The 24,057-nt window shown below is 72.1% G+C and carries 25 protein-coding genes, 1 tRNA gene and 1 riboswitch; of the genes, 10 read left to right on the top strand and 16 right to left on the bottom strand.

The genetic code is table 11. The annotated features are described in order from the left end of the window. Positions 1–36 precede the first annotated feature (36 nt). From DEI92_RS07830 to DEI92_RS07840, 3 genes are read left to right on the top strand one after another with little or no spacing between them, the layout of a single operon-like run. A complete protein-coding gene (locus DEI92_RS07830) occupies positions 37–957 on the top strand; it encodes an ABC transporter permease (protein WP_111011522.1) in 921 nt (306 codons plus the stop codon). Further along, positions 957–2,678, top strand: a complete 1,722-nt coding sequence (locus tag DEI92_RS07835; protein ID WP_111013066.1) for an ABC transporter ATP-binding protein — start codon at positions 957–959, stop codon at positions 2,676–2,678. Before DEI92_RS07830 ends, DEI92_RS07835 begins: the two co-directional genes overlap by 1 nt. Continuing rightward, positions 2,675–3,631: an ROK family protein gene (locus DEI92_RS07840; RefSeq protein ID WP_220037475.1), complete on the top strand. Its 957-nt coding sequence runs from the start codon at positions 2,675–2,677 to the stop codon at positions 3,629–3,631. Before DEI92_RS07835 ends, DEI92_RS07840 begins: the two co-directional genes overlap by 4 nt. A gap of 3 nt (positions 3,632–3,634) precedes the next feature. On the opposite strand, the gene DEI92_RS07845 is transcribed toward DEI92_RS07840, so the two are convergent. From DEI92_RS07845 to clpS, 7 genes are all read right to left on the bottom strand, one after another. After that, positions 3,635–4,801 carry an N-acetylglucosamine-6-phosphate deacetylase gene (locus DEI92_RS07845; RefSeq protein ID WP_111013067.1) on the bottom strand — a complete coding sequence of 389 codons (1,167 nt, stop codon included), beginning with the start codon at positions 4,799–4,801 and terminating at the stop codon, positions 3,635–3,637. Continuing rightward, positions 4,798–5,286, bottom strand: a complete 489-nt coding sequence (locus DEI92_RS07850) for a YrdB family protein (RefSeq protein WP_258370141.1) — start codon at positions 5,284–5,286, stop codon at positions 4,798–4,800. The genes DEI92_RS07845 and DEI92_RS07850 overlap by 4 nt, the downstream gene beginning before the upstream one ends. Positions 5,287–5,291: 5 nt before the next feature. Then, complete coding sequence (gene purU, locus DEI92_RS07855) at positions 5,292–6,149, bottom strand: formyltetrahydrofolate deformylase (RefSeq protein ID WP_111013069.1); 858 nt, start codon at positions 6,147–6,149, stop codon at positions 5,292–5,294. A 60-nt stretch (positions 6,150–6,209) separates the two neighbouring features. Then, positions 6,210–7,547 (bottom strand): MFS transporter, encoded by a 1,338-nt coding sequence (locus DEI92_RS07860; RefSeq protein ID WP_111013070.1) that lies wholly within the window; start codon positions 7,545–7,547, stop codon positions 6,210–6,212. 222 nt (positions 7,548–7,769) lie between these two features. Beyond that, positions 7,770–8,201 carry a MarR family winged helix-turn-helix transcriptional regulator gene (locus DEI92_RS07865; RefSeq protein WP_111013071.1) on the bottom strand — a complete coding sequence of 144 codons (432 nt, stop codon included), beginning with the start codon at positions 8,199–8,201 and terminating at the stop codon, positions 7,770–7,772. A 56-nt stretch (positions 8,202–8,257) separates the two neighbouring features. Then, on the bottom strand, positions 8,258–8,746 hold the full coding sequence (locus DEI92_RS07870) for a DUF2017 family protein (protein WP_111013072.1): 489 nt from the start codon (positions 8,744–8,746) through the stop codon (positions 8,258–8,260). Beyond that, on the bottom strand, positions 8,743–9,021 hold the full coding sequence (clpS, locus tag DEI92_RS07875) for an ATP-dependent Clp protease adapter ClpS (RefSeq protein ID WP_111013195.1): 279 nt from the start codon (positions 9,019–9,021) through the stop codon (positions 8,743–8,745). Before clpS ends, DEI92_RS07870 begins: the two co-directional genes overlap by 4 nt. A gap of 93 nt (positions 9,022–9,114) precedes the next feature. Next, positions 9,115–9,200, top strand: a riboswitch (ZMP/ZTP riboswitch). A 35-nt stretch (positions 9,201–9,235) separates the two neighbouring features. Here clpS and glyA point away from each other — a divergent pair. Both glyA and DEI92_RS07885 read left to right on the top strand, forming a co-directional pair. Beyond that, positions 9,236–10,534 carry a serine hydroxymethyltransferase gene (glyA, locus tag DEI92_RS07880; RefSeq protein WP_284183573.1) on the top strand — a complete coding sequence of 433 codons (1,299 nt, stop codon included), beginning with the start codon at positions 9,236–9,238 and terminating at the stop codon, positions 10,532–10,534. 29 nt (positions 10,535–10,563) lie between these two features. Beyond that, positions 10,564–11,484, top strand: a complete 921-nt coding sequence (locus tag DEI92_RS07885) for a bifunctional methylenetetrahydrofolate dehydrogenase/methenyltetrahydrofolate cyclohydrolase (protein ID WP_111013197.1) — start codon at positions 10,564–10,566, stop codon at positions 11,482–11,484. A gap of 134 nt (positions 11,485–11,618) precedes the next feature. Here DEI92_RS07885 and galK read toward each other — a convergent pair whose 3' ends face one another. Together galK and galT are read right to left on the bottom strand one after the other, a co-directional pair. Beyond that, entirely contained in the window at positions 11,619–12,764 is a 1,146-nt protein-coding gene (gene galK / locus DEI92_RS07890) for a galactokinase (RefSeq protein ID WP_111013073.1), read from the bottom strand. After that, positions 12,761–13,864 carry a galactose-1-phosphate uridylyltransferase gene (gene galT, locus DEI92_RS07895; RefSeq protein ID WP_111013074.1) on the bottom strand — a complete coding sequence of 368 codons (1,104 nt, stop codon included), beginning with the start codon at positions 13,862–13,864 and terminating at the stop codon, positions 12,761–12,763. Before galT ends, galK begins: the two co-directional genes overlap by 4 nt. A gap of 89 nt (positions 13,865–13,953) precedes the next feature. Between galT and DEI92_RS07900 the strand changes: the two genes are divergently transcribed. After that, positions 13,954–14,802 (top strand): DeoR/GlpR family DNA-binding transcription regulator, encoded by an 849-nt coding sequence (locus DEI92_RS07900; RefSeq protein WP_111013198.1) that lies wholly within the window; start codon positions 13,954–13,956, stop codon positions 14,800–14,802. Then, positions 14,799–15,734, top strand: a complete 936-nt coding sequence (locus DEI92_RS07905) for an aldose 1-epimerase family protein (protein WP_111013075.1) — start codon at positions 14,799–14,801, stop codon at positions 15,732–15,734. Before DEI92_RS07900 ends, DEI92_RS07905 begins: the two co-directional genes overlap by 4 nt. A gap of 28 nt (positions 15,735–15,762) precedes the next feature. Here DEI92_RS07905 and DEI92_RS07910 read toward each other — a convergent pair whose 3' ends face one another. The 3 genes from DEI92_RS07910 to DEI92_RS07920 form a co-directional block, all read right to left on the bottom strand. After that, on the bottom strand, positions 15,763–16,080 hold the full coding sequence (locus tag DEI92_RS07910; protein ID WP_111013076.1) for a hypothetical protein: 318 nt from the start codon (positions 16,078–16,080) through the stop codon (positions 15,763–15,765). A 282-nt stretch (positions 16,081–16,362) separates the two neighbouring features. After that, positions 16,363–16,566: a cold-shock protein gene (locus DEI92_RS07915; protein ID WP_111011681.1), complete on the bottom strand. Its 204-nt coding sequence runs from the start codon at positions 16,564–16,566 to the stop codon at positions 16,363–16,365. Between the two features lie 212 nt (positions 16,567–16,778). Next, positions 16,779–16,851 (bottom strand) — tRNA-Lys (locus DEI92_RS07920). Positions 16,852–16,929: 78 nt separating this feature from the next. On the opposite strand from DEI92_RS07920, the gene DEI92_RS07925 reads away from it, so the two are divergent. The 3 genes from DEI92_RS07925 (at position 16,930) to DEI92_RS07935 (ending at position 19,659) form a co-directional block, all read left to right on the top strand. Further along, positions 16,930–17,559 carry a DNA-directed RNA polymerase subunit beta gene (locus tag DEI92_RS07925; protein ID WP_111011682.1) on the top strand — a complete coding sequence of 210 codons (630 nt, stop codon included), beginning with the start codon at positions 16,930–16,932 and terminating at the stop codon, positions 17,557–17,559. Positions 17,560–18,169: 610 nt separating this feature from the next. Further along, the gene (sigK, locus tag DEI92_RS07930) at positions 18,170–18,772 is read left to right on the top strand and encodes an ECF RNA polymerase sigma factor SigK (protein ID WP_111011683.1); all 603 of its coding nucleotides are present in this window, start codon (positions 18,170–18,172) and stop codon (positions 18,770–18,772) included. Continuing rightward, the gene (locus tag DEI92_RS07935; protein ID WP_111013077.1) at positions 18,769–19,659 is read left to right on the top strand and encodes an anti-sigma factor domain-containing protein; all 891 of its coding nucleotides are present in this window, start codon (positions 18,769–18,771) and stop codon (positions 19,657–19,659) included. Before sigK ends, DEI92_RS07935 begins: the two co-directional genes overlap by 4 nt. 91 nt (positions 19,660–19,750) lie before the next feature. On the opposite strand, the gene pstB is transcribed toward DEI92_RS07935, so the two are convergent. The 4 genes from pstB to DEI92_RS07955 all read right to left on the bottom strand — a co-directional run bounded on the left by pstB (position 19,751) and on the right by DEI92_RS07955 (position 23,976). After that, positions 19,751–20,530 carry a phosphate ABC transporter ATP-binding protein PstB gene (gene pstB / locus DEI92_RS07940; protein WP_111013078.1) on the bottom strand — a complete coding sequence of 260 codons (780 nt, stop codon included), beginning with the start codon at positions 20,528–20,530 and terminating at the stop codon, positions 19,751–19,753. A 50-nt stretch (positions 20,531–20,580) separates the two neighbouring features. Further along, entirely contained in the window at positions 20,581–21,660 is a 1,080-nt protein-coding gene (gene pstA / locus DEI92_RS07945) for a phosphate ABC transporter permease PstA (RefSeq protein ID WP_111011686.1), read from the bottom strand. Positions 21,661–21,676: 16 nt separating this feature from the next. Then, the gene (gene pstC, locus DEI92_RS07950; protein WP_111011687.1) at positions 21,677–22,627 is read right to left on the bottom strand and encodes a phosphate ABC transporter permease subunit PstC; all 951 of its coding nucleotides are present in this window, start codon (positions 22,625–22,627) and stop codon (positions 21,677–21,679) included. Between the two features lie 227 nt (positions 22,628–22,854). Further along, on the bottom strand, positions 22,855–23,976 hold the full coding sequence (locus DEI92_RS07955) for a phosphate ABC transporter substrate-binding protein PstS (RefSeq protein ID WP_111013079.1): 1,122 nt from the start codon (positions 23,974–23,976) through the stop codon (positions 22,855–22,857). Between the last annotated feature and the right edge of the window lie 81 nt (positions 23,977–24,057).

Here is a 24,057-nt window from a genome sequence, read left to right on the forward strand (position 1 = left end):
CCGGTCCCCGAACCCCCGAAGCAAGGCAGGTCCCGCATGAGCGCCGTCCTCCAACCCGGGCAGACGCCACTGAGCCCGGACTCCGCCGCCGGGCCCGCCGTCGAGGTCGTCGGTGCCACCGGCTTCCGGATCGCGCTGCGCCGGTTCCTCCGCAACCGGCTCGCGGTCGTCGGCCTCGTCGTGGTCGTCCTGTTCGTGCTGTTCTGCTTCGTGGGCCCACTCGTGTACCCGACCGACCAGACGCACACCACGCTGTCGCAGGCGAACCTCCGGCCCGGCGGCGCACACCTGCTCGGCACCGACGCCGTCGGCCACGACGAGCTCGGTCGCCTGATGTACGGCGGGACCGTGTCGCTCCTCGTCGGTCTCGCCGCCGGGCTGCTCGCCACGGTCATCGGCACGCTCTGGGGTGCGATCGCCGGGTACGCGGGCGGATGGGTCGACGCGGTCATGATGCGCGTCGTCGACGCCGGCATCGCCATCCCCGCGCTGTTCATCCTGCTCGTCATCTCGGCGATCTCGACGCCGGACGTCCTCGGGCTCATCGTGATCCTCGGCCTCGTGTCGTGGCTCGTGCCGTCGCGCCTCATCCGAGCCGAGACCCTGACGCTCAAGAACCGCGACTACGTCCTGACACTCCGGGCGATCGGCGGCACGCACGCCCGCGCCGTCATGCGTCACGTGCTCCCGAACTCCGTGTCGACGATCGTCGTCGCCGCGACGTTCCAGGTGGCCGACGCGATCCTCCTCGTCGCCTACGTGTCCTACCTCGGCCTCGGCGTGCAGCCACCCGCGACCGACTGGGGTGGCATGCTCTCGGCGGGCCTCACCGCCGCGTACTCGGGCCGGTGGTGGCTCATCCTGCCGCCCGGCCTCGCCGTGATCCTCGTCGTCTGCGCGTTCAACGCGATCGGCGACGGGCTCCGGGACGCCTTCGACGCGAGAGGACGCGGCTGATGCCGACGACCACCCAGACGACCGTGCCGATCCTCGACGTCGAGGACCTCGACGTCACCTTCGCCACCGAGACCGGCGCCGTGCCCGCGGTGCGCGGGGTGTCCCTCCAGGTCCGGCCGGGCGAGACGCTCGCTCTCGTCGGCGAGTCCGGATCGGGCAAGTCCACGATCGCGCTCGCCGCGATGGGCCTGCTCGCCCCGAACGCCACGCCGAGCGGCCGAGCCACGGTCGGCGGGACCGACGTCGTCGGCGCGTCCGAGCCGTCGCTCGCGGCACTCCGTGGCCGGACGGTGTCGATGGTCTTCCAGGAACCCGCGACCGCACTCGACCCGCTCACCCGGATCGGCGCCCAGATCGCCGAGGTGATCCGCAACCACCGGCAGATCACCGCGGCCGACGCCGCTCGCGAGGCCGTCGACCTGCTCCGCCGCGTCGGCATCCCCGACCCCGAGCAGCGCGCCTCCGCGTTCCCGTTCCAGCTGTCGGGCGGCCAGCGGCAGCGCGTCGTCATCGCGATGGCCATCGCGAACGAACCGCGGCTCCTCATCGCCGACGAACCGACCACCGCACTCGACGTGACCGTCCAGGCCGAGATCCTGGAACTCCTCCGCCGCCTCGCCGTCGACACCGGCACCGGGGTGCTGCTCGTCACGCACAACATGGGCGTCGTCGCCGACTTCGCCGACCGCGTCGCCGTCATGCTCCGCGGCGAGATCGTCGAGACGGGCAGCGTCGAGGACGTCCTCCTCCGACCGGAGCACGAGTACACGAAGCGGCTCCTCGCCGCCGTGCCGCGGCTCCTCGTGGCGGATCCGGACCGGCCCGCGCCCGTCCCGGACGACCCGTCGACGGTCGGGAGGGACGGCACGCCTCCGGTGGTCGACCTGCGGGACGTCGGGGTCGCCTTCGGTCGAGGCCGCCGCGCCGTGCAGGCCCTCGCCGGGGTCGACATCCGCGTGCACGCCGGGGAGACCGTGGGCCTCGTCGGCGAGTCCGGGTCGGGCAAGTCGACCGCGGCGCGCGTGGCGCTCGGCCTCGTGCTGCCCACCTCCGGGACCGTCGCGCTCTTCGGCCAGGACCTCCGCCGGACGCGAGGGCGTGCACGACGGGCCCTCCAGGGCGGAATCGGGGTGGTCCTCCAGGACCCGGTCGCGTCGCTCGACGCCCGCATGGCGGTCGGCGAGTGCATCGCCGAGCCGCTCCGCGTCCACCGCCGGGGCATGGGTGGTGCCGAACGGGACCGCCTCGTCGCCGAGGCCCTGGACGCCGTCCGGCTGCCCCGTGCCCTGGCCGGACGCGCGCCGCGCGAGCTCTCGGGAGGGCAACGGCAACGCGTCAGTCTCGCCCGGGCCCTCGTGCTCGGGCCGAAGCTCCTCGTGGCCGACGAACCGACGAGTGCCCTCGACGTCAGCGTGCAGGAGGCCGTGCTCGAGGTCATCACCGACCTGCAGCACGACCTCGGGTTCGCGTGCCTGTTCGTGTCGCACGACCTCGCCGTCGTGCAGCACTTCGCCGCACGGGTCGTCGTCATGCGCGGCGGGCGGATCGAGGAGCAGGGCCCCACCGGCCGGACCCTGCTGCACCCCGAGACCGACTACACGCGCCGGCTCCTCGCGGCCGTGCCGGTCCCGGACCCCGTGCTCCAGCGCCGCCGACGGTCGGAGCGACAGGCGGCGCTCGCCGCCGGCTCCGGAGGACCGGTCCCGGGGGAACGCGCGTGAGCCGCACGGACACCGCGGCCCCGGCCCTCCCGACCGATGCGCCACGTCGCCTGCTCGGCGGGATCGACGTCGGCGGCACGAACACGAAGGTGCTGCTGTGCACCGAGGACCTCGTGGTGCTCGACCGGACGGACGTCCCGACACCGGCGCACGACGGCGGCGCTGCGATCGTCCGCGCGGCGGTCGCGGCGGTGGGCGCCTTGCTCACGCGGCAGCACGGCACGCTCATCGGCGTCGGGGTGGGCGCGGCCGGTGTCGTCGACGCGGCGAGCGGCACCGTGCTCGTGACCGGCGACTCGTTCACCGGCTGGGCCGGCTTCGGGGTGACCGCAGCGATCGAGGCCGCGCTCGGCGTCCCGGCGACCCTCGACAACGACGTGAACGCGTTCCTCCGCGGCGAGGTCTCGGCCGGCGCCGTGGCGGGGGAGCGGGACGTGCTCGGCATGACGCTCGGCACCGGGGTCGGCGGCGCCCTCATCCTGGCGGGCGAGCTGTACGACGGGCCCGGTGGTGCCGCCGGCGAGATCGGTCACGTCCCGGGGTTCGGCGACGCCCGGTGCACCTGCGGGCAGCGCGGGCACCTCGAGACCCTGGCGTCCGCGCGGAGCATCAGCGCGCGCTACGCCGAGCGCACGGGCCGGACCCGCCACGCGCACGAGGTCGCCGCCGCTGCCGAGGCCGGCGACGCCGACGCCCGTGCGGTGTTCGACGCCGCCGGGTGGGGGCTCGCGCGGGCGATCCTCCTGACCGCGGGGATCCTCGACGTCCGGACCGTCGTCATCGGCGGCGGGGTGTCCGCCGCGTGGGCGTTGCTCGAGCCGCCGATGCGCCGGGCGCTCGAGGCCGAACCCCCCGTCAGCGGTGCCGTCGTCCGGGTCGAGCGGGCCCGGCTGGGCAGCGACGCGGTGGCGCTCGGTGCGGCGTCGCGCGCCCGGGCGCTCCTGGCCGGCTGACCGTCAGTCGGCGGAGGCCCCGGCCACCGGCACCCCCGCAGCCCACACCCCCGAGACGGTCCAGTCCCCGCGGAACGCGACGACGTCGGCCGCGTACCCGGGTGCCAGTCGGCCCAGGCGCTCCCCCTCGCCGATGGCACCCGCGGGGACGGCCGTGAGCGCCGCGACGGCATCGACGAGCGACACGTCGGTCTGCGTCAGGGCGATGCGGAGGGCGGCGTCCTGCGTCAGCGTCGATCCGGCGATGGTGTCCGAGCCGGCCACGTGCGCGACGCCGTCGGTCACCCGCACCCCCAGGTCGCCGAGCATGTAGTCGCCGTCGGGGGAACCAGCGGCCGCCATCGCGTCGGTGATCAGGGCGACACGGCCGGGCGCGGCACGGAGCAGGATCTGCGCGACCGCCGGCGCGACGTGGACACCGTCGAGGATGAGCTCGAGCGTCACACGGTCGTCGGCGATCGCGGCCGAGATCGGCCCGGGGGCACGGTGGTGGATCCCCGGCATGGCGTTGAAGGCGTGGGTGAGCATCGAGGCACCGAGGTCGAAGGCCCGCTGCGCGGTCCCGTGGTCCGCCGTGGTGTGCCCGACCGCGGCGACGACCCCGGCCTCCACGACGGCGGGGATCGCCCGCTCGGCGCCGGGCAGTTCCGGCGCGATCGTGATCTGGCGCAGGACTCCCTCGCCCGCGGTGAGCAGCGCGGCGACGGCGTCCGGCTCCGGGGGGACCAGGTACGCGGGGTGGTGCGCTCCGCGGTTGTCGGGCGACAGGAACGGTCCCTCGAGGTGCGCGCCGAGCACGAGTGGGTCCCGGGCGGCGAGCGCGCGGATCGCGGTGAGGTGGTCGACGAGCACCGGCACGGGGTTCGCCACGAGGCTGATCACCGACCGCGTCGTGCCGTGTGCACGGTGGACGGCGAGTCCCGTCGGGATCTGGTCCGGGTGGTCGTAGGCGCCGCCGCCCCCACCGTGCCCGTGGAGGTCGACGAACCCGGGCGTGATCGTGGCCGTGCCGAGGTCGACGACCTCCGCCGCTGCGGGCGCGTCCGGTCCGCTGCCCGTCGCTCGGATCGTGTCGCCGTCGAGCAGCAGCCACGGGTCCTCGACGATCCCGGACACGTCGACCGCGCGAGCGGCGCGGAGGAGCGTGGTCCGGGCCTCCCCGCCGGTCACGGTGCGGTCTCCCGGCGACCGACGACGATGCCCGACACCGCGGCGACGACGATGAACACGAGTCCGACCCACGGCCGGCCGATGGAGAGCCAGGCGCCGCCCGCGGCGACGATGAGCGCGACCTCGACGATCGTCTTGCCGACCGCGTCCGTCGGGATCGGGGACCGCGGCGAGCGGAAGAAGAACCACACGAGTGCGGCGAACACCGGCGCGCCGACCATGAACACGACGGCGGGGCTCGGGAAGGCCCACGAGATGTAGCCCCAGTACGCGAGCGAGAACAGGCCGAACACCATGACGGCCACCCGGACGACCGTCCAGACGTCGACGCGGGGGCGCGGCCGGGAGGCTCGGGGAGCCCCCGCCGCCGACGTGCGGCCCACGGCGGGTGCGGCGCGGCCTGGAGCGGGGGCGGCGTGGCCCGCGCCGGCTGCGGGCGGTGGGACGTCCTCCCAGTCGACGGGGGACTGCGGCGGGTTCGACATGTCGCTCACCGGAAGATGATCGTGCGGGAGCCGCCGTCGAGGAGCACGCGGTCCTCGGCGATCCAGCGGACGGCCTGGGTCAGCGTGCGCGACTCCTCGTCCTGTCCGATGGACACGAGCTGCTGCGGCGTGCGGGAGTGGTCGACCCGGACGACGTTCTGCTCGATGATCGGCCCCTCGTCGAGGTCGCTCGTCACGAAGTGCGCCGTCGCCCCGATGAGCTTGACGCCCCGCGCGTGGGCCTGCCGGTACGGGTTGGCGCCCTTGAACCCGGGCAGGAACGAGTGGTGGATGTTCACCGCACGGCCGGCGAGCGCGGCGCACAGCTCGGGCGAGAGGATCTGCATGTAGCGTGCGAGCACGACGAGCTCGATGTCGTGCTCCTCGACGGCCTGGAGGACCCGCGCTTCCATGGCACGCTTGCTGGCGTCGTCGACGACCGCGCGGTGCTCGAACGGCACGGAGTAGAACGCGGCGAGCTCGCCGAGGTCCGGGTGGTTCGACAGCACCAGGGGGACCTCGATCGGGAGCTGCCCGTTCCGCTGCCGGTACAGCAGGTCGTTCATGCAGTGGCCGGCCTTCGACACGAGCACGAGCGTGCGCAGGGGGCGTCCGACGACGTCGAGCTGCACGGTCATGTCGTACCGCTCGACCACGGGGGCGAGTGCGGCCTCGAACGCCGCACGCGAGACGGGTGCGAGCACCTGGAGCCGCATGAAGAACGTGTTCGTGTCCTCGCTCGAGAACTGCTGCGACTCGGTGATGTTCCCCTCGGCCGCGACGACGGCGCCGCTCACCGCGTGGACGATCCCGGGGCGGTCCTGGCAGACGAGGGTGAGTGTCCAGTGGGTCGGGTCGGTCACCCGCTCAGCGTATCGGGGCGAGCGGACGGCCCGGGAGGCCCGGCGCACGTCCGCTCCGGGTCAGCCCGCGGCGCTGCGATCCGCCCGCCGCAGTGCCCGGTCGAGGATCGTCAGTGCGGACAGCAGCAGTGCGACGCCGACGATCACCCATCCGAGCAGGTGCAGGTCCGGCGTGGTGGGGCGCTCGCCGAAGACACCGCCGATGAGGGACGACGCCGCGATCGCCCCGATGTACACGCTCGTCCGGGACAGCCCGGCCGCGGTGCCGATGTACGACGAGGGCACCTGCCGGTACAGCGCCGCCTGGTTCGAGACCGACGCGAGCCCCTGCGGCACCCCGAACATGGTCGGCACGAGGGCGATGAGCCAGACCGGGCTGCCGGCGTGGAGGCCGAGGAGCAGCAGCCCGCCGACGACCGGGACCGTGGCTGCGATCACGAGCGGCGTCCGGACGCGGGTCCGTCGCGCCACGAGGAACGACACGACGCCGGCGATCACGGCGGAGGGCAGCTGGATGTACCCGGCCTGGTCGCTCGAGTAGCCGGCGACGTCCTGCACCCACTGCGAGAACCCGTAGGTCATCGTGTACGCGACCATGTACACGAGGAACAACCGGACGTAGGTGCGGCTCAGCGCGCGGTTCGTGGCGAGGAGCCGTACGTCGATGAACGGCTTGACGGCCCGGAGCTCGCGGAGCACGAGCGCCACGAGCAGCGCGACGGCGACCCCGAGCAGCCACCAGAGGCCGTCGGACAGGTCGAGCAGGAACACGAGCAGCGCGGACACGGTCCCGGTCATGAGGAGCATGCCGGCAGGGTCGAGCGCGGTGAGCACCGGCACCCCGTCGTCGTGGCGGGGCCGCGACGCGTCGGACGGCAGCCACAGCCCCGCGACGACGAACCCGAAGGCGGCGAGGGGCACGTTGACGAGGAAGATCGCGTGCCACCCGAAGGCGGCGATGAGTGCGCCCCCGAGCGGTGGCCCGGCGGCCGCGGAGACCAGGGACGTGATCGAGAGCGCGCCGAGCACGAGCGGCGGGGTCGGCTTGCCGATGCGCTCGGACTGCTGGCGGAGTGTGGTCAGGGCGGCCGGGTAGGCGGACGAGGTCCCGATGCCGATGAGCACGCGAGCGGTGACGGCGCCCCCGAACCCGGTGAGGAACTCGGGCACGAACCCGGCGACGCCGACGATGACGAGCCCCGTGAGGAACACCTTCTTCGGCCCGAACCGGTCAGCGAGCTTCCCCATCGACGGCTGGGCGACGGCGCTCGCGAGGTACAGCGCCGCGACGAGCCAGATCGCCTGCGCGGACCCGATGCCCAGGTCGCGGGAGATCGGCGCGAGCGCGACGGACACCATCGTGGTGTTGATCGGGTTGAGGAGCGGCCCGACGAGCACCGGGACGAGGAGCTTCGGGCCGAAACCGGGGTGGCGCTGCCGTGCGGGGCCGGTGGTGGGGACGGATGCGGTGGACGCGGACGTGACGGCGGCTTTCGGTCGGTGCGGCGAGCGGGAGGTACGGCGAGCTGGAGGTACGGCGAGCTGGAGGTGCGGCGAGCGAGCGACCGAGCGGGCGGGGTGGCGGTGGAGCCACGGCGGGAGCGCGGTGCGGCGCCCGCGTCAGGGGTCGACGAGCGACCCGAGCACGTCGACCGCGCGCTCGACGGCGGCGCGGTCCTCGGCCGGGAGGCCCGCGAGCCGGTCCGCGACGAGGCGCGTGCGGCTCGCGTGGGAACCGGCACGGGCCTCCCGGCCGGCGGTGGTGAGCTGGACGAGCGCCCGCCGGCCGTCCGTGGGATGCGGCTCACGGACGGCGAGACCGAGTTCGACGAGACCCGCGATCGTGGCACCCATCGACTGCGGGCGCACGCCCTCGGCGCGGGCGAGGTCCGCGGTGGTCTGCGGGCCGTCGCGGAGCAGGCGGCCGATCACGGCGGACTGGGTCGGCGAGATCTCGTCGGTCTTGGCGACGAGGAGCGTGCGACGGAACCGGCCGTGCACGGCGATGAGCGCCTCGGCGAGGTCGATGTCGGGTGCGCTGCGCTCGGTCACGCGACGACGCTACGCCTGGGAAGCCAGCCTTGCAAGGCAGGCTTCCATTGTGGGGCTCAGTCCCCGTGCCCCTGCAGGGTGACGACGAGGTGTTCCTGCACGTAGCCGAGCCAGTCGTAGACGTCGCGGAGTCCGATCTCGCTCCCGACACCGTCCGGATCGGCGTCGGGGTCGTCCGGGTCGTGGTCGGTGATCCCGAGCCGCTCCGCGACGGTGAGCCGCAGGTCGGTGAGGCAGCGGAGCCACGCCTGTTCGGCCTCCCGGTCGAAGGGTCCCGACGCGCGGCCGGTCAACCAGTCGTGCACGATGCGGGCGTTCTCGGCCTTCTGCGTCTGCAGGTCGACGATCGTGTAGCGGCGGAACTCCGCGGACGCCTCGGGGTCGTCCGGGTAGGCGACGGGGAACAGCCGCAGCGCGACCGGATCACCGGCCAGGTCCCCCTGCAGGATCTGCATGAGCTGCGCCGTCAGGCTCTCGAGCACGCTGCGCTCGCCCCGCGACAGCGTCAGGTGCACGCCGTCGCGACGTCGGACGAACGGGATCACGTGGCGTCCCTGCCGACCGTCGCCTGCAGACCGAACCCGTGCATGGCCTCGACGTGGCGCTCCATCTCCTCGCGCAGACCGCGCGCGACGACCGCCCTGCCCTCGTCGTTCACCTGTCGCATGAGCCGTTCGGCCTTCTGTCGCGGGAAGCCGAAGTAGGTCTGGAACACGTACGTCACGTACGACATGAGGTTGACCGGGTCGTCCCACACGACCGCGACCCAGGGCGGGTCCGAGCGCGTGCGCTCCCGTACGTCCAGGTCGGGCTCGAGCATCGTCACCCCTCCAGGGTCGCACGCGCCCGGTCGCTTCGCCCACTGCTCGTGCAGGCTCGGCCCTCGCGCCCGGGAGGCCTGCCTTGGTACGATCCCTGCTGTCGCGACTGGCGTTGGATGGGTCACCATCGGGGAGCGGCAACAGACACGGATCGCGGCCGTACGCCTGGGCCACGAGACCCGACCGTTCCGTGAACGACCACGAGGAGCCACCGTGTCCATCTCCGAGCCCAGCGCCGCCACGTCCGACCGCCTGCCGTCCACCTTCAACGCCCCGCTCGCCGAGGTCGACCCGGAGATCGCCCGGGTCCTCGAGCTCGAGCTCGGGCGCCAGCGCGATTACCTCGAGATGATCGCGTCCGAGAACTTCGTGCCCCGCGCGGTGCTCGAGTCGCAGGGCTCCGTCCTGACGAACAAGTACGCCGAGGGCTACCCGGGCAAGCGCTACTACGGCGGATGCGAGTTCGTCGACATCGCCGAGCAGCTGGCGATCGACCGGGCGAAGGCACTGTTCGGCGCCGCGTACGCGAACGTCCAGCCGCACTCCGGCGCCCAGGCGAACGCGGCCGTGCTGCACGCGCTCGCCTCCGCCGGGGACACCATCCTCGGGCTCGAGCTCGCGCACGGCGGGCACCTCACCCACGGCATGAAGCTCAACTTCTCGGGGCGGCTCTACAACGCGGTGGCCTACGGCGTCGACCCGGAGACCTTCGAGGTCGACTACGACGACATCCGGGCGAAGGCGCTCGAGCACCGGCCGAAGGTCATCATCGCCGGGTGGTCGGCGTACCCGCGGCAGCTCGACTTCGCGACGTTCCGGGCCATCGCCGACGAGGTCGACGCCAAGCTCTGGGTCGACATGGCGCACTTCGCCGGGCTCGTCGCCGCGGGCCTCCACCCGTCGCCGCTGCCGCACGCGCACGTCGTGTCCTCGACCGTCCACAAGACCCTCGCCGGGCCGCGGTCGGGCGTGATCCTGTCGAACGACGAATCGCTCTTCAAGAAGCTCAACTCGGCCGTGTTCCCCGGGCAGCAGGGCGGGCCGCTCATGCACGTCATCGCGGCGAAGGCCACGGCGTTCAAGCTCGCGGCCGAGCCCGAGTTCAAGGACCGCCAGGAGCGCACCGTCCGCGGCGCCAAGATCCTCGCCGAGCGCCTGACGCAGCCCGACGCCAAGGCAGCGGGCATCGACGTCCTGACCGGCGGGACCGACGTGCACCTCGTGCTCGTCGACCTGCGCGCGTCCGAGGTCGACGGCAAGCAGGCCGAGGACCTCCTCCACGAGGTCGGCATCACCGTGAACCGCAACAGCGTGCCGTTCGACCCGCGGCCGCCGATGGTGACCTCGGGCGTCCGGATCGGCACGCCCGCCCTCGCCACCCGCGGGTTCGGCGACGCGGAGTTCACCGAGGTCGCGGACGTCATCGCGGCCACGCTCATGCCGGAGCCGGACATCGCCGCGCTCTCGGCCCGGGTGAAGGCCCTGACCGCCGCGTTCCCGCTGTACGCGTGAGCGACACCGGCACGGCGGCGGAGCACGAGCTGCCGCCGCTCCCGCGCGACCGCTTCGACGCCGACAGCACGGCGATCCGGGTCGACGGCGCCGCGTTGGCCGCTCGCGTTCGGGGCGAACTCCGGAACCGCGTGGCACGACTGCACGAGCACGGCGTGCGCCCCGGACTCGGGACGATCCTGGTGGGCGAGAACCCCGGTTCGCTGTCCTACGTGGCCGGCAAGCACCGTGACTCGGCCGAGATCGGCATCGAGTCGGTGCGGATCGACCTGCCCGCGACGGCGTCGGCGGCCGACATCCGCGCGGCGATCCTGCAGATGAACGACGACCCCGCGGTCACCGCGTTCATCGTGCAGCTCCCGCTGCCCGAGGGCATCGACCCGACGCCGATGCTCGAGCTCATGGACCCGCACAAGGACGCCGACGGCCTCCACCCGACGAACCTCGGTGAGCTCGTGCTCGCGGTGCCGGGAGGCGCGGGGACGATCGACGCGCCGCTCCCGTGCACGCCGCGCGGCATCGTCGAGATGCTCCGCGCGTACGACGTCCCGATCCGAGGACAGCACGTCACGATCATCGGGCAGGGGCTGACCGTCGGACGACCCCTCGGGCTCCTCCTCACCCGGCTCGAGGCGACGGCCACGCTGACGCACTCGCTCACGTCCGACGTCGCGGCGGAGACCCGACGGGCGGACATCGTCGTCGCGGCCGCTGGTGTCGCGGGTCTGGTGCAGCCCGACTGGGTGCGCCCCGGTGCGGCGGTCATCGATGTCGGGATCACCCGCGTCGTCGACCCCGAGACGGGTCGGGCGAAGCTCCGTGGCGACGTCGACCCCGCCGTGGCGTCCGTGGCCGGGTTCCTGTCGCCGGTGCCGGGCGGCGTCGGGCCGATGACCCGGGCGATGCTCATGAAGAACGTCGTCGAGGCCGCCGAGCGCCACCGACACTGAGCTCACCGCGCCGGGCGTCGGCGTCGAACACGCTGATGCCGTTCGAACACCGGGATCCCCGTGTTCGAACGGCATCGCGCGGTTCGATCTCGCTGCTGGTCGGCGCCGTGGGAGCGTCGTCCCGACCGCCGGCGCTACGCGTCGTGCCGGGCACCCTCGTCGGCGTGCACGGTGAACACGGTGGGCGCGGAGTGCCCGGCCGCGGCGAAGGCGGCGGTGACCGCGTCCGCGATCGTGTCCTGGGCCTCCCGGTCGACGAGCGCGATGGCGGCGCCACCGAACCCGCCTCCCGTCATGCGGGCGCCGACGGCGCCGTGCTCGAGCGCGGTCTCCACCGCGAGGTCGAGTTCGGCGACCGAGATCTCGAAGTCGTCGCGCATCGACGCGTGCGACGCGACGAGCAGGTCGCCGATCGCGCGTGGACCCTGCTCGCGCAGCGTGCGGACGGTGTCGAGGACACGCTGGTCCTCGGTGACGACGTGCCGGACGCGGCGGAAGGTCTCGTCGTCGAGGAGCTCCTGCGCGCGGGGGAGGTCGTCGACGGACAGGTCGCGGAGCGCGGACACGCCCATCACCGAGGCCCCCCGCTCGCAGGACGCCCGACGTGCGGCGTAGCCCCCGGTGGCGTGGGCGTGCTGGACGTGCGTGTCGATGACGAGCAGCTCGAGCCCCGCGGCGTCGAAGCCGAGGTCGACGACCTCTGCCTCGAGCGATCGACAGTCGAGGAACACGGCCGCGTCCTGCCGGCCGAGCAGCGACGCCGATTGGTCCATGATGCCCGTGGGTGCCCCGACCGCCTTGTTCTCGGCCCACTGCCCGACGCGCGCGAGCTCCTGCCGGTCGAGGCCGAGGCCCCACAGCTCGTCGAACGCCAGCGCGACGCCGCACTCGATCGCGGCGCTCGACGACAACCCCGCCCCGACCGGGACCTCGGAGTGGATGAAGACGTCGAGCCCGGTCGCGCCGGACAGGTCCGCCCCCCGGTCCTGCAGGGCCCAGGCGATCCCGAACACGTACGCCGACCAGCCGTCCATGTCGGCGAGGTCGAGCGCGTCGAGTGAGCGCTCCTGCAGGCCGCCCTCCGGGTCGAACGACGACGCGACGCGGAGCAGCCGGTCGTCGCGCACGCGGATGTCGGCGACGGTGCGGCGGTCGATCGCGAACGGCAGGACGTACCCGTCGTTGTAGTCGGTGTGCTCGCCGATCAGGTTCACCCGGCCCGGTGCCGAGTACCGCGTGGTCGGCTCCGCGCCGAAGACGCTCTGGAAGTCGGTGGTCATACGCGTTCGATCCCTCCTCGGATGAACTCGGCCTGGGCCTCGGGGACGACGTCGCCGATCCAGGCGCCCATCGCGGCCTCGCTGCCGGCCAGGTACTTGAGCTTCGTCTCGGCACGCCGGGGCGACGTGATCTGCAGCATCAACCGGACGGCGTCGCGGCCGATCGACACCGGCGCCTGGTGCCACGCCGCGATGTAGGGCGTGGGGGAGTCGTAGAGGGCGTCGAGGGCCCGTGTCAGGCGCAGGTGCATGTGCGCGAGCTCGTCCTTCTCGGCGTCGGTGAGGCCGGCGAAGTCGGGGACGTGCCGGTGCGGCAGCATGTGGATCTCGAGCGGCCATCGAGCGGCGAAGGGCACGAACGCCGTGAAGTGCTCGCCCGCGAGGACCACCCGGTCCGATGCCCGCTCGTTCGCCAGGTGCTGCTCGAACAGGTCCGGTCCGAAGCGCTCGATCGACGCCAGGAGGCGCTGTGTGCGCGGTGTCACGTACGGGTAGGCGTAGATCTGCCCGTGCGGGTGGTGCAGCGTGACCCCGATCGCCTCGCCGCGGTTCTCGAACGGGAACACCTGCTCGATGCCCGGCATGGCGGACAGTGCGGCCGTGCGGTCGGCCCACGCCTCGACGACGGTCCGGGCGCGGGACTCGGTGATCGACGCGAACGAGCCGCTCGTCTCCGGGCTGAAGCAGACGACCTCGCAGCGCCCGACGGACCGGTAGGTGCGGTTGAGGCCGACCTCGGACAGCGCGGCCACCGACGGTGGTGCGTCGTCGGCCTCGAGGTCGGGACCGAACGAGGGTGACTTGTTCTCGAAGACGGCGACGTCGTACCGGCTCGGGATCTCCGACGGGTTCTCGTCCGTCTGGGGCGCGAGCGGGTCGAGGTTGGCCGGCGGCAGGAAGGCGCGGTTCTGTCGAGCCGAGGCGATCGACACCCACTCGCCCGTCAGGACGTCCTGCCGCATGTGCGCCGTGGCGGGACGGGAGTCGAGCACGCGCTCGTCGATGCGACGCTCGGCGGGCAGCTGCGTGTCCGCGTCGTCGAAGTAGATGAGGTCACGACCGTCCGCGAGGCTCGTCGCCCGCTTGGTGATCCCGCTCACTGGTGTTCCTTCCCATCGGTGGACACCGGGCCACCCTACTCCCGGACGAAGGATTGCGAAACGGAACGGAAGCAGACGAAACTGGTGTGATGACCGACCTGTCGCAGCGGGACCCCGACGCGGCGGAGCCGAGCGCGCTGCCGGCCGTCCTGCGCCACGACCGCATCGTCGAACTCATCGAGGAGGCACCGGGCCTCGTCCGGACCGCCGACCTCGCCGCCGCCGTGGGGACCAGTGCGGTGACCGTCCGCGCCGACCTCGCGACCCTCGACGCCGCCGGCCGGATCCGACGTGTGCACGGTGGTGCCCTGCGCCCGGCGCAGCCCGGGCGCGACGAACGCCCCTACGAGGAGACCGCGGTCGAGCACGCCGCCGCGAAGCGGGCGATCGGCCGGGCCGCCGCTGCCCTCGTCCGGTCGGGGCAGTGCGTCGTGCTCGACGTCGGCACCACGCCCGCCGCCGTCGCCGAGGAACTCGTCGCCCGCCGCGACCTCGCCGACGTCACCGTCGTCACGAACTCCCTGACGAACGCGCTCGTGCTCGAGCGGGCCGTGCCCCGGTTCACGGTCGTCGTGACCGGCGGCACGCTGCGTCCCCTGCAGCACTCGCTCGTCTCCCCGTTCGTCGGCACGGTCCTCCCGATGATCGCCGCCGACCTGGCGATCATCGGCTGCACGGGCGTGTCCGTCGAACGCGGCGTCACGAACGTCAACCTGCCGGAGACCGAGGTCAAGCGCCTGCTCGCCGGAGCGGCTCGGCGTACTGTCGTCGTTGCCGACGGGGCGAAGCTCGGTCGGTCCCACATCGGTGTGGTCGGTGCCCTCGACAGCGTCGACGTCCTCGTGACCGCCGGCGTGCGCGGGTTCGACCTCGCCCCCATCCGTGCCGCGGGCGTCCAGGTGCTCGTGGCGGACGATCCCGAGGAGGACCACGCATGAGCGGAGCACCCACCGGCGGCCAGTACCACCTGCGGCACGCCGGACCCGACGGTGTCGTCGAGGCCGACATCACCCAGGTCGCGGCCGGCATCCGGCAGCTCAGCGTGAACGGGTTCGCGCTCACCGAGTCGTTCGGTCCGCACGAGATGCCCGCGGGCGCGTGCGGGATCGTCCTCGTCCCGTGGCCGAACCGCGTCGCCGGGGCGACGTGGCAGCTCGACGGCACGACCCAGCAGCTCGACGTCACCGAGCCGAAGTACGGCAACGCCAGCCACGGGCTCCTGCGCTACGCGCCCTACCGCGTCGTCGAGCAGACCGAGTCGACGCTGGTGCAGGAGGCGACGGTGTACCCGCAGCACGGGTGGCCGTTCCTGCTCGAGACCCGCGTGCATCACGAACTCGTCGACGACGGCCTGCGCGTCACGCACGAGATCGTGAACCGGTCCGATCGCCGTGCGCCGTTCGCCGTCGGCAACCACCCGTACCTGCGGGCGGGGGACGCCCCCGTCGAGGAGCTCACCGTCACCCTGGATGCCGCGACCCGGTTCACGACCGACGAGCACAAGGTGCCGGACGGCTCCGAGTCGGTCGAGGGGACGCCGTTCGACCTCCGGGGTGGCCGCGTCGTGGGCGACAGTGACCTCGACACCGCGTACACGGACGTCGCCGCGGACGCCGAGGGCGTGCGACGGACCACCGTCCGGGCGGCCGACGGCGACGGCGTCGAACTCTGGCAGGACGCCTCGTTCCCCTACGTGCAGGTGTTCACCTCGCGCGAGTTCCCCCGCGGCGACGGTGTCGGGCTCGCGCTCGCGGTCGAGCCGATGACCGCGCCCGCGAACGCCCTCAACAGCGGTGAGGGGCTGCGCTGGCTCGAACCGGACGAAGCATGGACCGGCAGCTGGGGCATCCGCCGGGTCTGGTCGCGGTAGCGGGGGCGGGAGCCGCAGCCCGAGCGGCTCAGGCTCGGCGCATGCGGAGGGCCTCGACCGCGAGGGACTCGGATGGGTAGCGGCCGATCTCCTCGGCCCAGGCGGGGTCGTCCCCGCGGAGCGCCACGAAGGACTTGCGCTGCCCCTTGACGTACCCGAGCACGCGCGTGGGCGTGTGCACCTCGACGAAGTCCGCGCGGATCCGCCGCGTCGAGACCCGCGCGTTGCGGCGGAGCTCGTCGAGCAGGCGGTCATCGGAGAGCGCGAGGCGCCCCGTGGCCGGGGCCATCGCCCGTCGCGCTGCGCCGGTGGTGCTGGTGTGCGTGTCGTGGATGGGTTCGGTCACGGTGTACCCCGTTCCTCGTTGCTGGTGGTGCCGGTGTCGGGATCCACCTGGTGGATCCGCGAACGACGCTATCGGCGCCTCCCCCTCGAACCACTGAGCGGCAGCTGAACAGTGGACAAGATCAGCCGTGACAGCGCTGAGGAGCGCGTGTACCCCGCTGCGCCCACCTCGGGCGCGTCGCCCGAGGCGCGGGGACGCCGACCGTGCCCCGAGCGGACGCCGCGGGAACGACGAAGCGCGGGCCCCGATGAGGGACCCGCGCTCCGAACAGAGACCGGGAGGTCAGATGACGCGGATGTTCTCCGCCTGGAGCCCCTTCGGGCTGGTCGCGACGTCGAACTCGACGCGCTGGTTCTCCTCCAGCGAGCGGTAGCCGCCCGTCTGGATGGCGGAGTAGTGAGCGAAGAGGTCGCCGCTGCCGTCGTCGGCAGCGATGAAGCCGAAACCCTTCTCGGCGTTGAACCACTTGACGATGCCTGTAGCCATGACTGCGTTGTTTCCTTGTTCTGCTGGTGCGGTACGCGTCTGTTCTGCGCATCGACTGTCCGCCCAACCTACGGCATCCGGCCTGACAACGCGACGGTGGATCCGATGGATGTGCGTATTTCATCTGCGGGTCACGGTCCCGTCACCCGGACGGAGACCCGCGCCGCTGCCGCCACCACTCGGAGGGGCGCCCCGGATCGCGTTCGCGACGGTGGGCCCCGTGGGGCTCGAACCCACGACCCTCGGATTAAAAGTCCGGTGCTCTACCGACTGAGCTAGAGGCCCTCGCCCTCCAGCGTATCGGCCGACGGAGCGCCGTCCCACCTGACCACCGTGTCACCGGTCCCGCCTACACTGACGCCGATGCCACGCGACTACCACCGACCCGTGCAGTTCACCGCCGCCGAGTTCGAGGCCATCCAGGGCGGCAACGACCCGGCGCTCATCAACCGTGTCGCGCACGAGACCGCGACGGCGTTGGTGCACCGCGTCCGCACCGATCCGGACCCCGCCGTCGTCGAGCGCCTCGTGACCTACACGGACGTGCACGGGATCGACGCCCTCGCAGAGCTCTGGGCACGGGTCGGCGCCCACACCCTGCCCGGTGCGCTCTGGCGGATCTACCTCGTCCGCACCCTGATCCGGCAGAACCCGGACGAGGTCGCGTACCTCTTCGAGCGCGGCACCGAGGCGGTCTCGACGATCGACCAGGCCGTCGCGGGCGCGGAGCAACCGACCGGACCGGCCGAGATCGTCACCCTGGCGGACGAGATCCTCCGCGGCCTGTACACCGGCGACTTCGCGGTCGCGCTCGAGCGCGGAGCGGCGTTCTGCCGCCTGACGGCCGCCGGAGCGACGAGCGTCGCGGACGACGCCGACCTCACGGCGGAGGACCGAGCCAGTGAGCTCACCCGTCGTGCGTTGCGCCTGTCCGAACTCGCCGAGGACCTCGCTGCGGCCGCCGGGTTGTGGCGCCGCGACAGCCTCGACTGACCGCACCGACGCGCCCGGGGCGCGCGCACGTCCTCTCTGCGTGAACACCCGACGGTGGCCAGGGCGCCTTCGCTACACTCGTCCACGTCGGGCCGCAGTAACCCCGGGCTCCAAAATTCGCCGCTCCGAGCGGCCTCGCGCCGAGAGGCGTTTCTGCGGTCCGGCGTCCACGTCACGACGGGCCCGGCGGTTCCCTCCGCCGGGCCCGTCGTCGTTCCCGCGACCCGGATCATCGGGCGTCCGGTGCCGACGACGGTCCCGCTGGAGCCTGATGCGGGAGCGGGCGCAGGTGTCGACGGGGCCGCTGTCGTTCGACCTCCGCACTGTCGTGTCCGCCGCCCCGGACCTTCTGCCGCCCCGGACCTTCCGCGGCACCCCGCCGGAAGCCCGCCCAATCCGATCCGCGGGGGACGCCGAATCCCTGCTGTGACGGCGGGACGGCCGCTCACCACCGGAACCACCCCGTGCGACCCGGGCCGACGGCCCATTCCCTGCGGGTCGCACGGGGTCCGGTGCCGTCGCCGTCCAGCCGCCATCGACGTACCCGGAACCACCAGCGCGTCGTGGACAACGGCTGCGCTCCGACGCCCTGTGAGGAGGAAAACCTGCGATGCTGACTCTCGTGGAACGCGACACGAACGGCTACGAGGCCCCCTCGTCCCCACTCGTTGCGTCGCCTGACGAACTCCTCACACGCGTCGCCGCTGGCGATCAAGAGGCGTTCGGAGCCCTGTACGACCAGCTCTCGGGCCGCGTCATGGGTCTCATCACGCGGCTGCTCCGAGATCATGCCCAGTCCGAAGAGGTGACGCAAGAGGTCTTCCTCGAGGTCTGGCAGAACGCCAGCCGGTTCGACGCCGCGCGCGGTTCGGCCCCGAGCTGGATCCTGACGATGGCGCACCGACGCGCGGTCGACCGGGTGCGGGCCGCACAGTCCTCGCGTGACCGGGACACGAAGGTGGGCATCCGCGACTTCGAGACGGACTTCGACTCGGTGACCGAGTCGGTCGAGATCCGCATCGAGCACGAGCGGGTGAGCCGGGCGCTCGCCCGCCTCACCGAGTTCCAACGCCAGGCCGTCACCATGGCCTACTACGGCGGCTACTCGCACAGCGAGATGGCCGCGATCCTCGGTGTCCCGATCGGCACCGTGAAGACCCGTCTCCGTGACGGGATGATCCGACTCCGCGACGAGATGGGGGTGAGGTCATGACCATCCGACCCGACGACGTGGCGCTCATGACGGGTTCCTACGCGACCGATGCGGTCGACGCCGTCGAGCGCGCTGCGGTCGACGCGGCGATGGCCGCATCCGACCCGGTGCGTGCCGAGGTGGACTCGCTCCATGAGACCGCACTGCTGCTGGCCTACGCGGTCGAGCCGGTCGAGCCGCCGCGCGACCTCCGGGCCGCGCTCATGGCGAAGATCGCCACGACGCCCCAGCTCCCGGCGCTGCCGGTCGAGGACGCACAGGGCGGCTCGTCCGTGGGTGACCTCGCCGCCGCCGCGCCCGGCTCCGCACAGTCCGTCGCGCCGCAGCCGGTCGCCCGGGAGGCCCGGCATGCGGCCGTCACGGACGTCACCGCCGCCCCCGCCGGCACGGCGTCGGGGAACGCGCGGGTCCGCTGGTTCCAGCGTCCGGCTCGCGTGGTCCTGGCCGCCGCCGCGGTGGCCGTGATCGCCGGCGGCACCCTCGGGATCCAGTCGCTCGCCGAGCACGAGACCGGACCCGGACAGGGGCAGGTCCAGGCCTCGACGAAGCTCGACCAGATCTACGCCGCCGCGGACTTCCAGCGGGCGTCGACGGCGGTCAAGGGTGGAGGCACGGCCACGGTCGTGTGGTCCGACCAGCTCCGCAAGTCCGCCGTGATCTTCAAGGGCGTCAAGGCCGCGCCCGCCGGCAAGACGTACGAACTCTGGTACATCGGGTCCTCGATCACGCCGGCGGGACTCGTCGGCTCGGTCGACGGTGGCACGACGAGCGCGGTGCTCTCCGGCGCCAAGGCGGCGGGCGACACCATCGGCATCACGGTCGAACCCGCCGGGGGCTCGAAGCAGCCGACCACGAAGCCGATCGTGGCGGTACCCACGAGCGCCTGACGACCAGGTCCAGGACGGACGGGAGGCGGTGCACCTGCTGGTGCACCGCCTCCCGTCATCCGCTCTGCCCCGCGGCGCGTGGCCGGTGGGATCACCCGAAGCGGCCCGAGACGTAGTCCTCGGTGGCCTGCACGGTCGGGTTCGAGAAGATGTTCGCCGTCTCGCCGTACTCGATGAGGTGACCGGGCTGGCCGGTGCCCGCGATGTTGAAGAACGCGGTCTTGTCGCTGACTCGGGAGGCCTGCTGCATGTTGTGCGTCACGATGACGATCGTGTAGTCCTGCTTCAGCTCCTCGATGAGATCCTCGATCGCCAGGGTCGAGATCGGGTCGAGCGCCGAGCAGGGTTCGTCCATGAGCAGGACGTCGGGCTGTACCGCGATCGCCCGAGCGATGCACAGGCGCTGCTGCTGCCCACCGGACAGGCCCATGCCGGGCTTGTCGAGGCGGTCCTTGACCTCGTTCCACAGGTTCGCGCCCTGGAGGGACTTCTCGACGATGTCGTCGGACTCCGAGCGGCTGATGCGCTTGTTGTTGAGCTTGACGCCGGCGAGGACGTTGTCCTTGATCGACATCGTCGGGAACGGGTTGGCGCGCTGGAAGACCATGCCGACCTGTCGACGTACGAGCACCGGGTCGACGCCGGGCGCGTAGAGGTCGTCGCCGTCGATGCGGACCTCGCCCTGCACCGTCGCGCCGGGGATGACCTCGTGCATGCGGTTCAGGGTGCGGAGGAACGTCGACTTGCCACAGCCGGACGGGCCGATGAAGGCGGTGACCGTCCGCGGCTCGATCGTCATCGAGACGTCCTCGACGGCCTTGAACTTGTTGTAGTAGACGTTGAGGCCGGAGACCTCGATGCGCTTGGACACGCTGGTTCCTTCTGGGATGGGTGGTCGGGTGCCGGTGGCCGGGGGAGTGGCTACCGACCGATCTTGGGTGCGAAGACGCGGGCGATCAAGCGGGCGATGAGGTTGAGCAGCATGACGATGAGGATGAGCACGAGCGCTGCGGTCCAGGCGCGGTCGACGAACGGCACGGGGTTCGCGCCCTGCTGCGAGTACTGCGTGTACGCGAACACGGGCAGCGTCATCATCGGGTTGCCGAACAGGTCGTAGTTCATGCTCGTCGTGAAGCCGGCGGTGACGAGCAGGGGGGCGGTCTCGCCGATGACGCGGGCGATCGCCAGCATGACGCCGGTGGTGATGCCCGCGAGGCTCGTGGGCAGCACGACCTTGACGATGGTGAGCCACTTCGGCACGCCGAGGGCGTACGAGGCCTCGCGGAGGTCCATCGGGACGATCTTCAGGACCTCCTCGGTCGACCGGACGACGACGGGGATCATGAGGACCGACAGCGCGACCGACCCGATCGCGCCCGTGCGGGTGCCCGGCCCGACGATGAGCGCGAACAGCGAGTAGGCGAACAGCCCGGCGACGATCGAGGGGATCCCGGTCATGACGTCGACGAAGAACGTGATGCCGCGGGCGAGCCAGCCGCGGCCGTACTCGACGAGGTAGATCGAGGTGAGGAGCCCGATCGGCACGCTGATGAGCGTCGCGAGCAGGGTGATCTCGACGGTGCCGACGATGGCGTGCAGTGCGCCGCCGCCCACGGTGATGACGTTGCGCATCGAGTACGTGAAGAACTCGGCGTCGAAGCGGTGCAGCCCCTGGGCGATGACGGTCCAGAGCAGCGACACGAGCGGCAGCACCGCGACGATGAACGCGGTCGCGACGAGCGAGGTGACGAGCCGGTCGATCGCCTTGCGGCCACCCTCGACGATCCGCGAGATCACGACGATGAGGACGTCGAACAGGACGGTCCCGAGGAACAGTGCGCCGACGACGTTGAAGTCCGCGACGGTACCGCCCGCGTTGAGCAGGGCGAAGACGAGGCCGAAGGCGATCCAGCTGCCGGCGAGCAGGATCCAGGGGAACGGCTTCGGGAGCTTGCCCGACGCGTAGACGTTGCCGCGGGCGGGGCGGAGCGCGATGGTCATGGTTCTGGCCTTCCCGTCAGGCGACGCGCTTGCGGACGATGAACCGCGCGGCGATGTTGATCACGAGGGTGATGGCGAACAGGATCAGGCCCGATGCGACGAGCGCGTTGAGCCGGACGCCGGACGCCTCGCTGAACTGCAGCGCGATGTTCGCGGCGATGGTGCTCGGGTTGAGCGAGGTGAGCACCTTCGGCGTGACGCTGTTCGACACGGACAGCACGATGGCGACCGCGAGTGTCTCGCCCAGCGCGCGCCCGAGGCCGAGCATGATCGCCGAGACCATGCCGGACCGGGCGAACGGGAACACCGACAGCCGGATCATCTCCCAGCGCGTGGCACCGAGGGCCAGGGCGGCCTCCTCGTTGAGGCGCGGCGCCTGCAGGAAGATCTCGCGCATGACCGCGGTCATGATCGGGATCGTCATGACCGCGAGCACGATCGCCGCCGTCAGGATCGTGCGACCCGTGCCGGACACCTGTCCGGAGAACAGCGGGAACCAGCCGAGGGAGTGGTTGAGGAAGACGTAGAAGGGCTGCACGAAGCGAGCCAGGACCAGGACGCCCCACAGGCCGAACACGACGCTCGGTACGGCGGCGAGCAGGTCGATCACGTACCCGAGCAGGGCGGCCATCCGTCGCGGCGCGTAGTGCGAGATGAAGAGGGCGATGCCGATGGAGATCGGCGTCGCCATGACGAGCGCGAGGAGCGCCGCCCAGACGGTCCCGAAGACGAGGGGACCGACGTAGTCCCAGAAGCCCGTGGCGTCGTTCGGCAGGTCCCCGGGCTTGGCGGAGAACGCCGGGATGCTCTGCCAGACGAGGAACAGGGCGACGAGGGCGAGGACGAGGAGGATGAGCCCGCCGGCCAGGACGGTCGCGGTGGAGAACATGCGGTCGCCGATGCGGACGGTCGCACGCGGCTTCGGGGGCTGCACGGCCTGCGGCTGCGGTGCCGGGGCTGCGGACATGGGGCTCCTGTCGGGGAGGGCGCCGGGGGAGGCGTCGGGTGGGGTGTGCTCGGTGGCTGCGATGGCTGCGGTGGCTGCGGGGCCGGGAGGAACGGTGCGGGTCGGGTGGACCGCGCGCCGGTCGGAGCCGCTCGCGGTCGGAGCCGCTCGCGGTCAGGCCCGTGAACGGGTCCGGCCCAGACGTCCGGTCGGATGGGTGGTGACCGGGCGTCTGGGCTGACACGGTGTCACTTGATGGTGGCGACGGCCTTCTGGACCTTGCTCTCGAGGTCCGAGGACAGCGGGGCAGAGCCGGCCTGCTGCGCGGCGGCCTGCTGGGCGTCCGACGAGGCGACGTAGTTCAGGTACGCCTTGACGAGGTCGGCCTTGCTGCTGTCGCTGTACTGCTGGCACGCGATGGCGTACGAGACGAGCACGAGCGGCCAGGCGCCCTTCGCGGTGTCCTTGCGGTTGATGTCGATCGCGAGGTCGTTCTTCGCGCGGCCCGACACGACGTCGGAGTCCGCGACGACCTTGGCGGCGCCGTCGGCGCTGATCTTGGTGGCGGTGCCGCCGACCATGAGCTTGGCCTTCGAGAGGCTACCGGCGCCGGAGTCGTCGATGTAGGTGATCGAGTTCGACGCACCACCCATGGCGCTCGCGACACCCGAGGTGCCCTGCGCGCCGTCACCGACCTTGTACGGGTAGGTCTGGCTCGGGGCGGCGTTCCAGACGTCCGACGCGTTCGCCGAGAGGTACTCGGTGAAGTTCTGCGTCGTGCCCGAGTCGTCCGAGCGGTGGATCACGTTGATCGAGGCGGACGGCAGCGACGCGCTCTTGTTGAGCTTGGCGATCGCCGGGTCGTTCCACTTGGTGATCGTGCCCTTGAAGATGCCGGCGACGGTCTCGGCGTCGAGCGTGAGGTTCTTGACGCCGTCGACCTTGTAGGCGATGGCGATCGGCGAGATGTAGATCGGCAGGTCGATGCCCTTGGTGCCGGTCTTGCACTCCTTGAAGTCGCCCGACAGCTCGGTGTCGGCGAGTGCTGCGTCGGAGCCGGCGAAGTCGGCGGCACCCGAGATGAAGCTCGAGCGGCCCGCGCCGGAGCCCTGCGGGTTGTAGTTGACCGTCACGCCGGACGCCTTCGACTGGAAGCCCGAGATCCAGGTCGTCTCGGCGGTCCCCTGCGCGCTCGAGCCGATGCCGTTCAGGGTGCCGGAGAGGCTGGAGAGGTCCGCGCCCGTCGAGGCGGAGGACGAGGCGCTGGCGGAGCTGCCGCTGCCGCTGCCCTCGTTCGCCGCGCAGGAGGAGAGCACGATCGCGCCGGCGATCGCGATGGCCGCGACCGAACCGATTCGCTTGATGTTCACAGGGGTCCCTTCGGGGATGTCAGGTGCAGGGGCGGCCGGTGGGTGGCCGACCTGCGAGTGACAGTAAGGAAGGGAGGTGAC

The organism is Curtobacterium sp. MCBD17_034, from assembly GCF_003234515.1.
Lineage (GTDB): Bacteria > Actinomycetota > Actinomycetes > Actinomycetales > Microbacteriaceae > Curtobacterium.

Excerpts from the sequence above, each read along its gene's own strand:
- DEI92_RS07830 (WP_111011522.1), top strand. The coding sequence starts at position 37 with ATGAGCGCCGTCCTCCAACCCGGGCAGACGCCACTGAGCCCGGACTCC.
- DEI92_RS07835 (WP_111013066.1), top strand. The coding sequence starts at position 957 with ATGCCGACGACCACCCAGACGACCGTGCCGATCCTCGACGTCGAGGAC.
- pstA (WP_111011686.1), bottom strand. The coding sequence starts at position 21,660 with ATGACCATCGCGCTCCGCCCCGCCCGCGGCAACGTCTACGCGTCGGGC.
- DEI92_RS07925 (WP_111011682.1), top strand. The coding sequence starts at position 16,930 with ATGCCACGCGACTACCACCGACCCGTGCAGTTCACCGCCGCCGAGTTC.
- DEI92_RS07905 (WP_111013075.1), top strand. The coding sequence starts at position 14,799 with ATGAGCGGAGCACCCACCGGCGGCCAGTACCACCTGCGGCACGCCGGA.
- DEI92_RS07850 (WP_258370141.1), bottom strand. The coding sequence starts at position 5,286 with ATGTCGAACCCGCCGCAGTCCCCCGTCGACTGGGAGGACGTCCCACCG.
- DEI92_RS07935 (WP_111013077.1), top strand. The coding sequence starts at position 18,769 with ATGACCATCCGACCCGACGACGTGGCGCTCATGACGGGTTCCTACGCG.
- clpS (WP_111013195.1), bottom strand. The coding sequence starts at position 9,021 with ATGCTCGAGCCCGACCTGGACGTACGGGAGCGCACGCGCTCGGACCCG.
- sigK (WP_111011683.1), top strand. The coding sequence starts at position 18,170 with ATGCTGACTCTCGTGGAACGCGACACGAACGGCTACGAGGCCCCCTCG.
- DEI92_RS07915 (WP_111011681.1), bottom strand. The coding sequence starts at position 16,566 with ATGGCTACAGGCATCGTCAAGTGGTTCAACGCCGAGAAGGGTTTCGGC.
- galK (WP_111013073.1), bottom strand. The coding sequence starts at position 12,764 with ATGACCACCGACTTCCAGAGCGTCTTCGGCGCGGAGCCGACCACGCGG.
- DEI92_RS07900 (WP_111013198.1), top strand. The coding sequence starts at position 13,954 with ATGACCGACCTGTCGCAGCGGGACCCCGACGCGGCGGAGCCGAGCGCG.
- pstC (WP_111011687.1), bottom strand. The coding sequence starts at position 22,627 with ATGTCCGCAGCCCCGGCACCGCAGCCGCAGGCCGTGCAGCCCCCGAAG.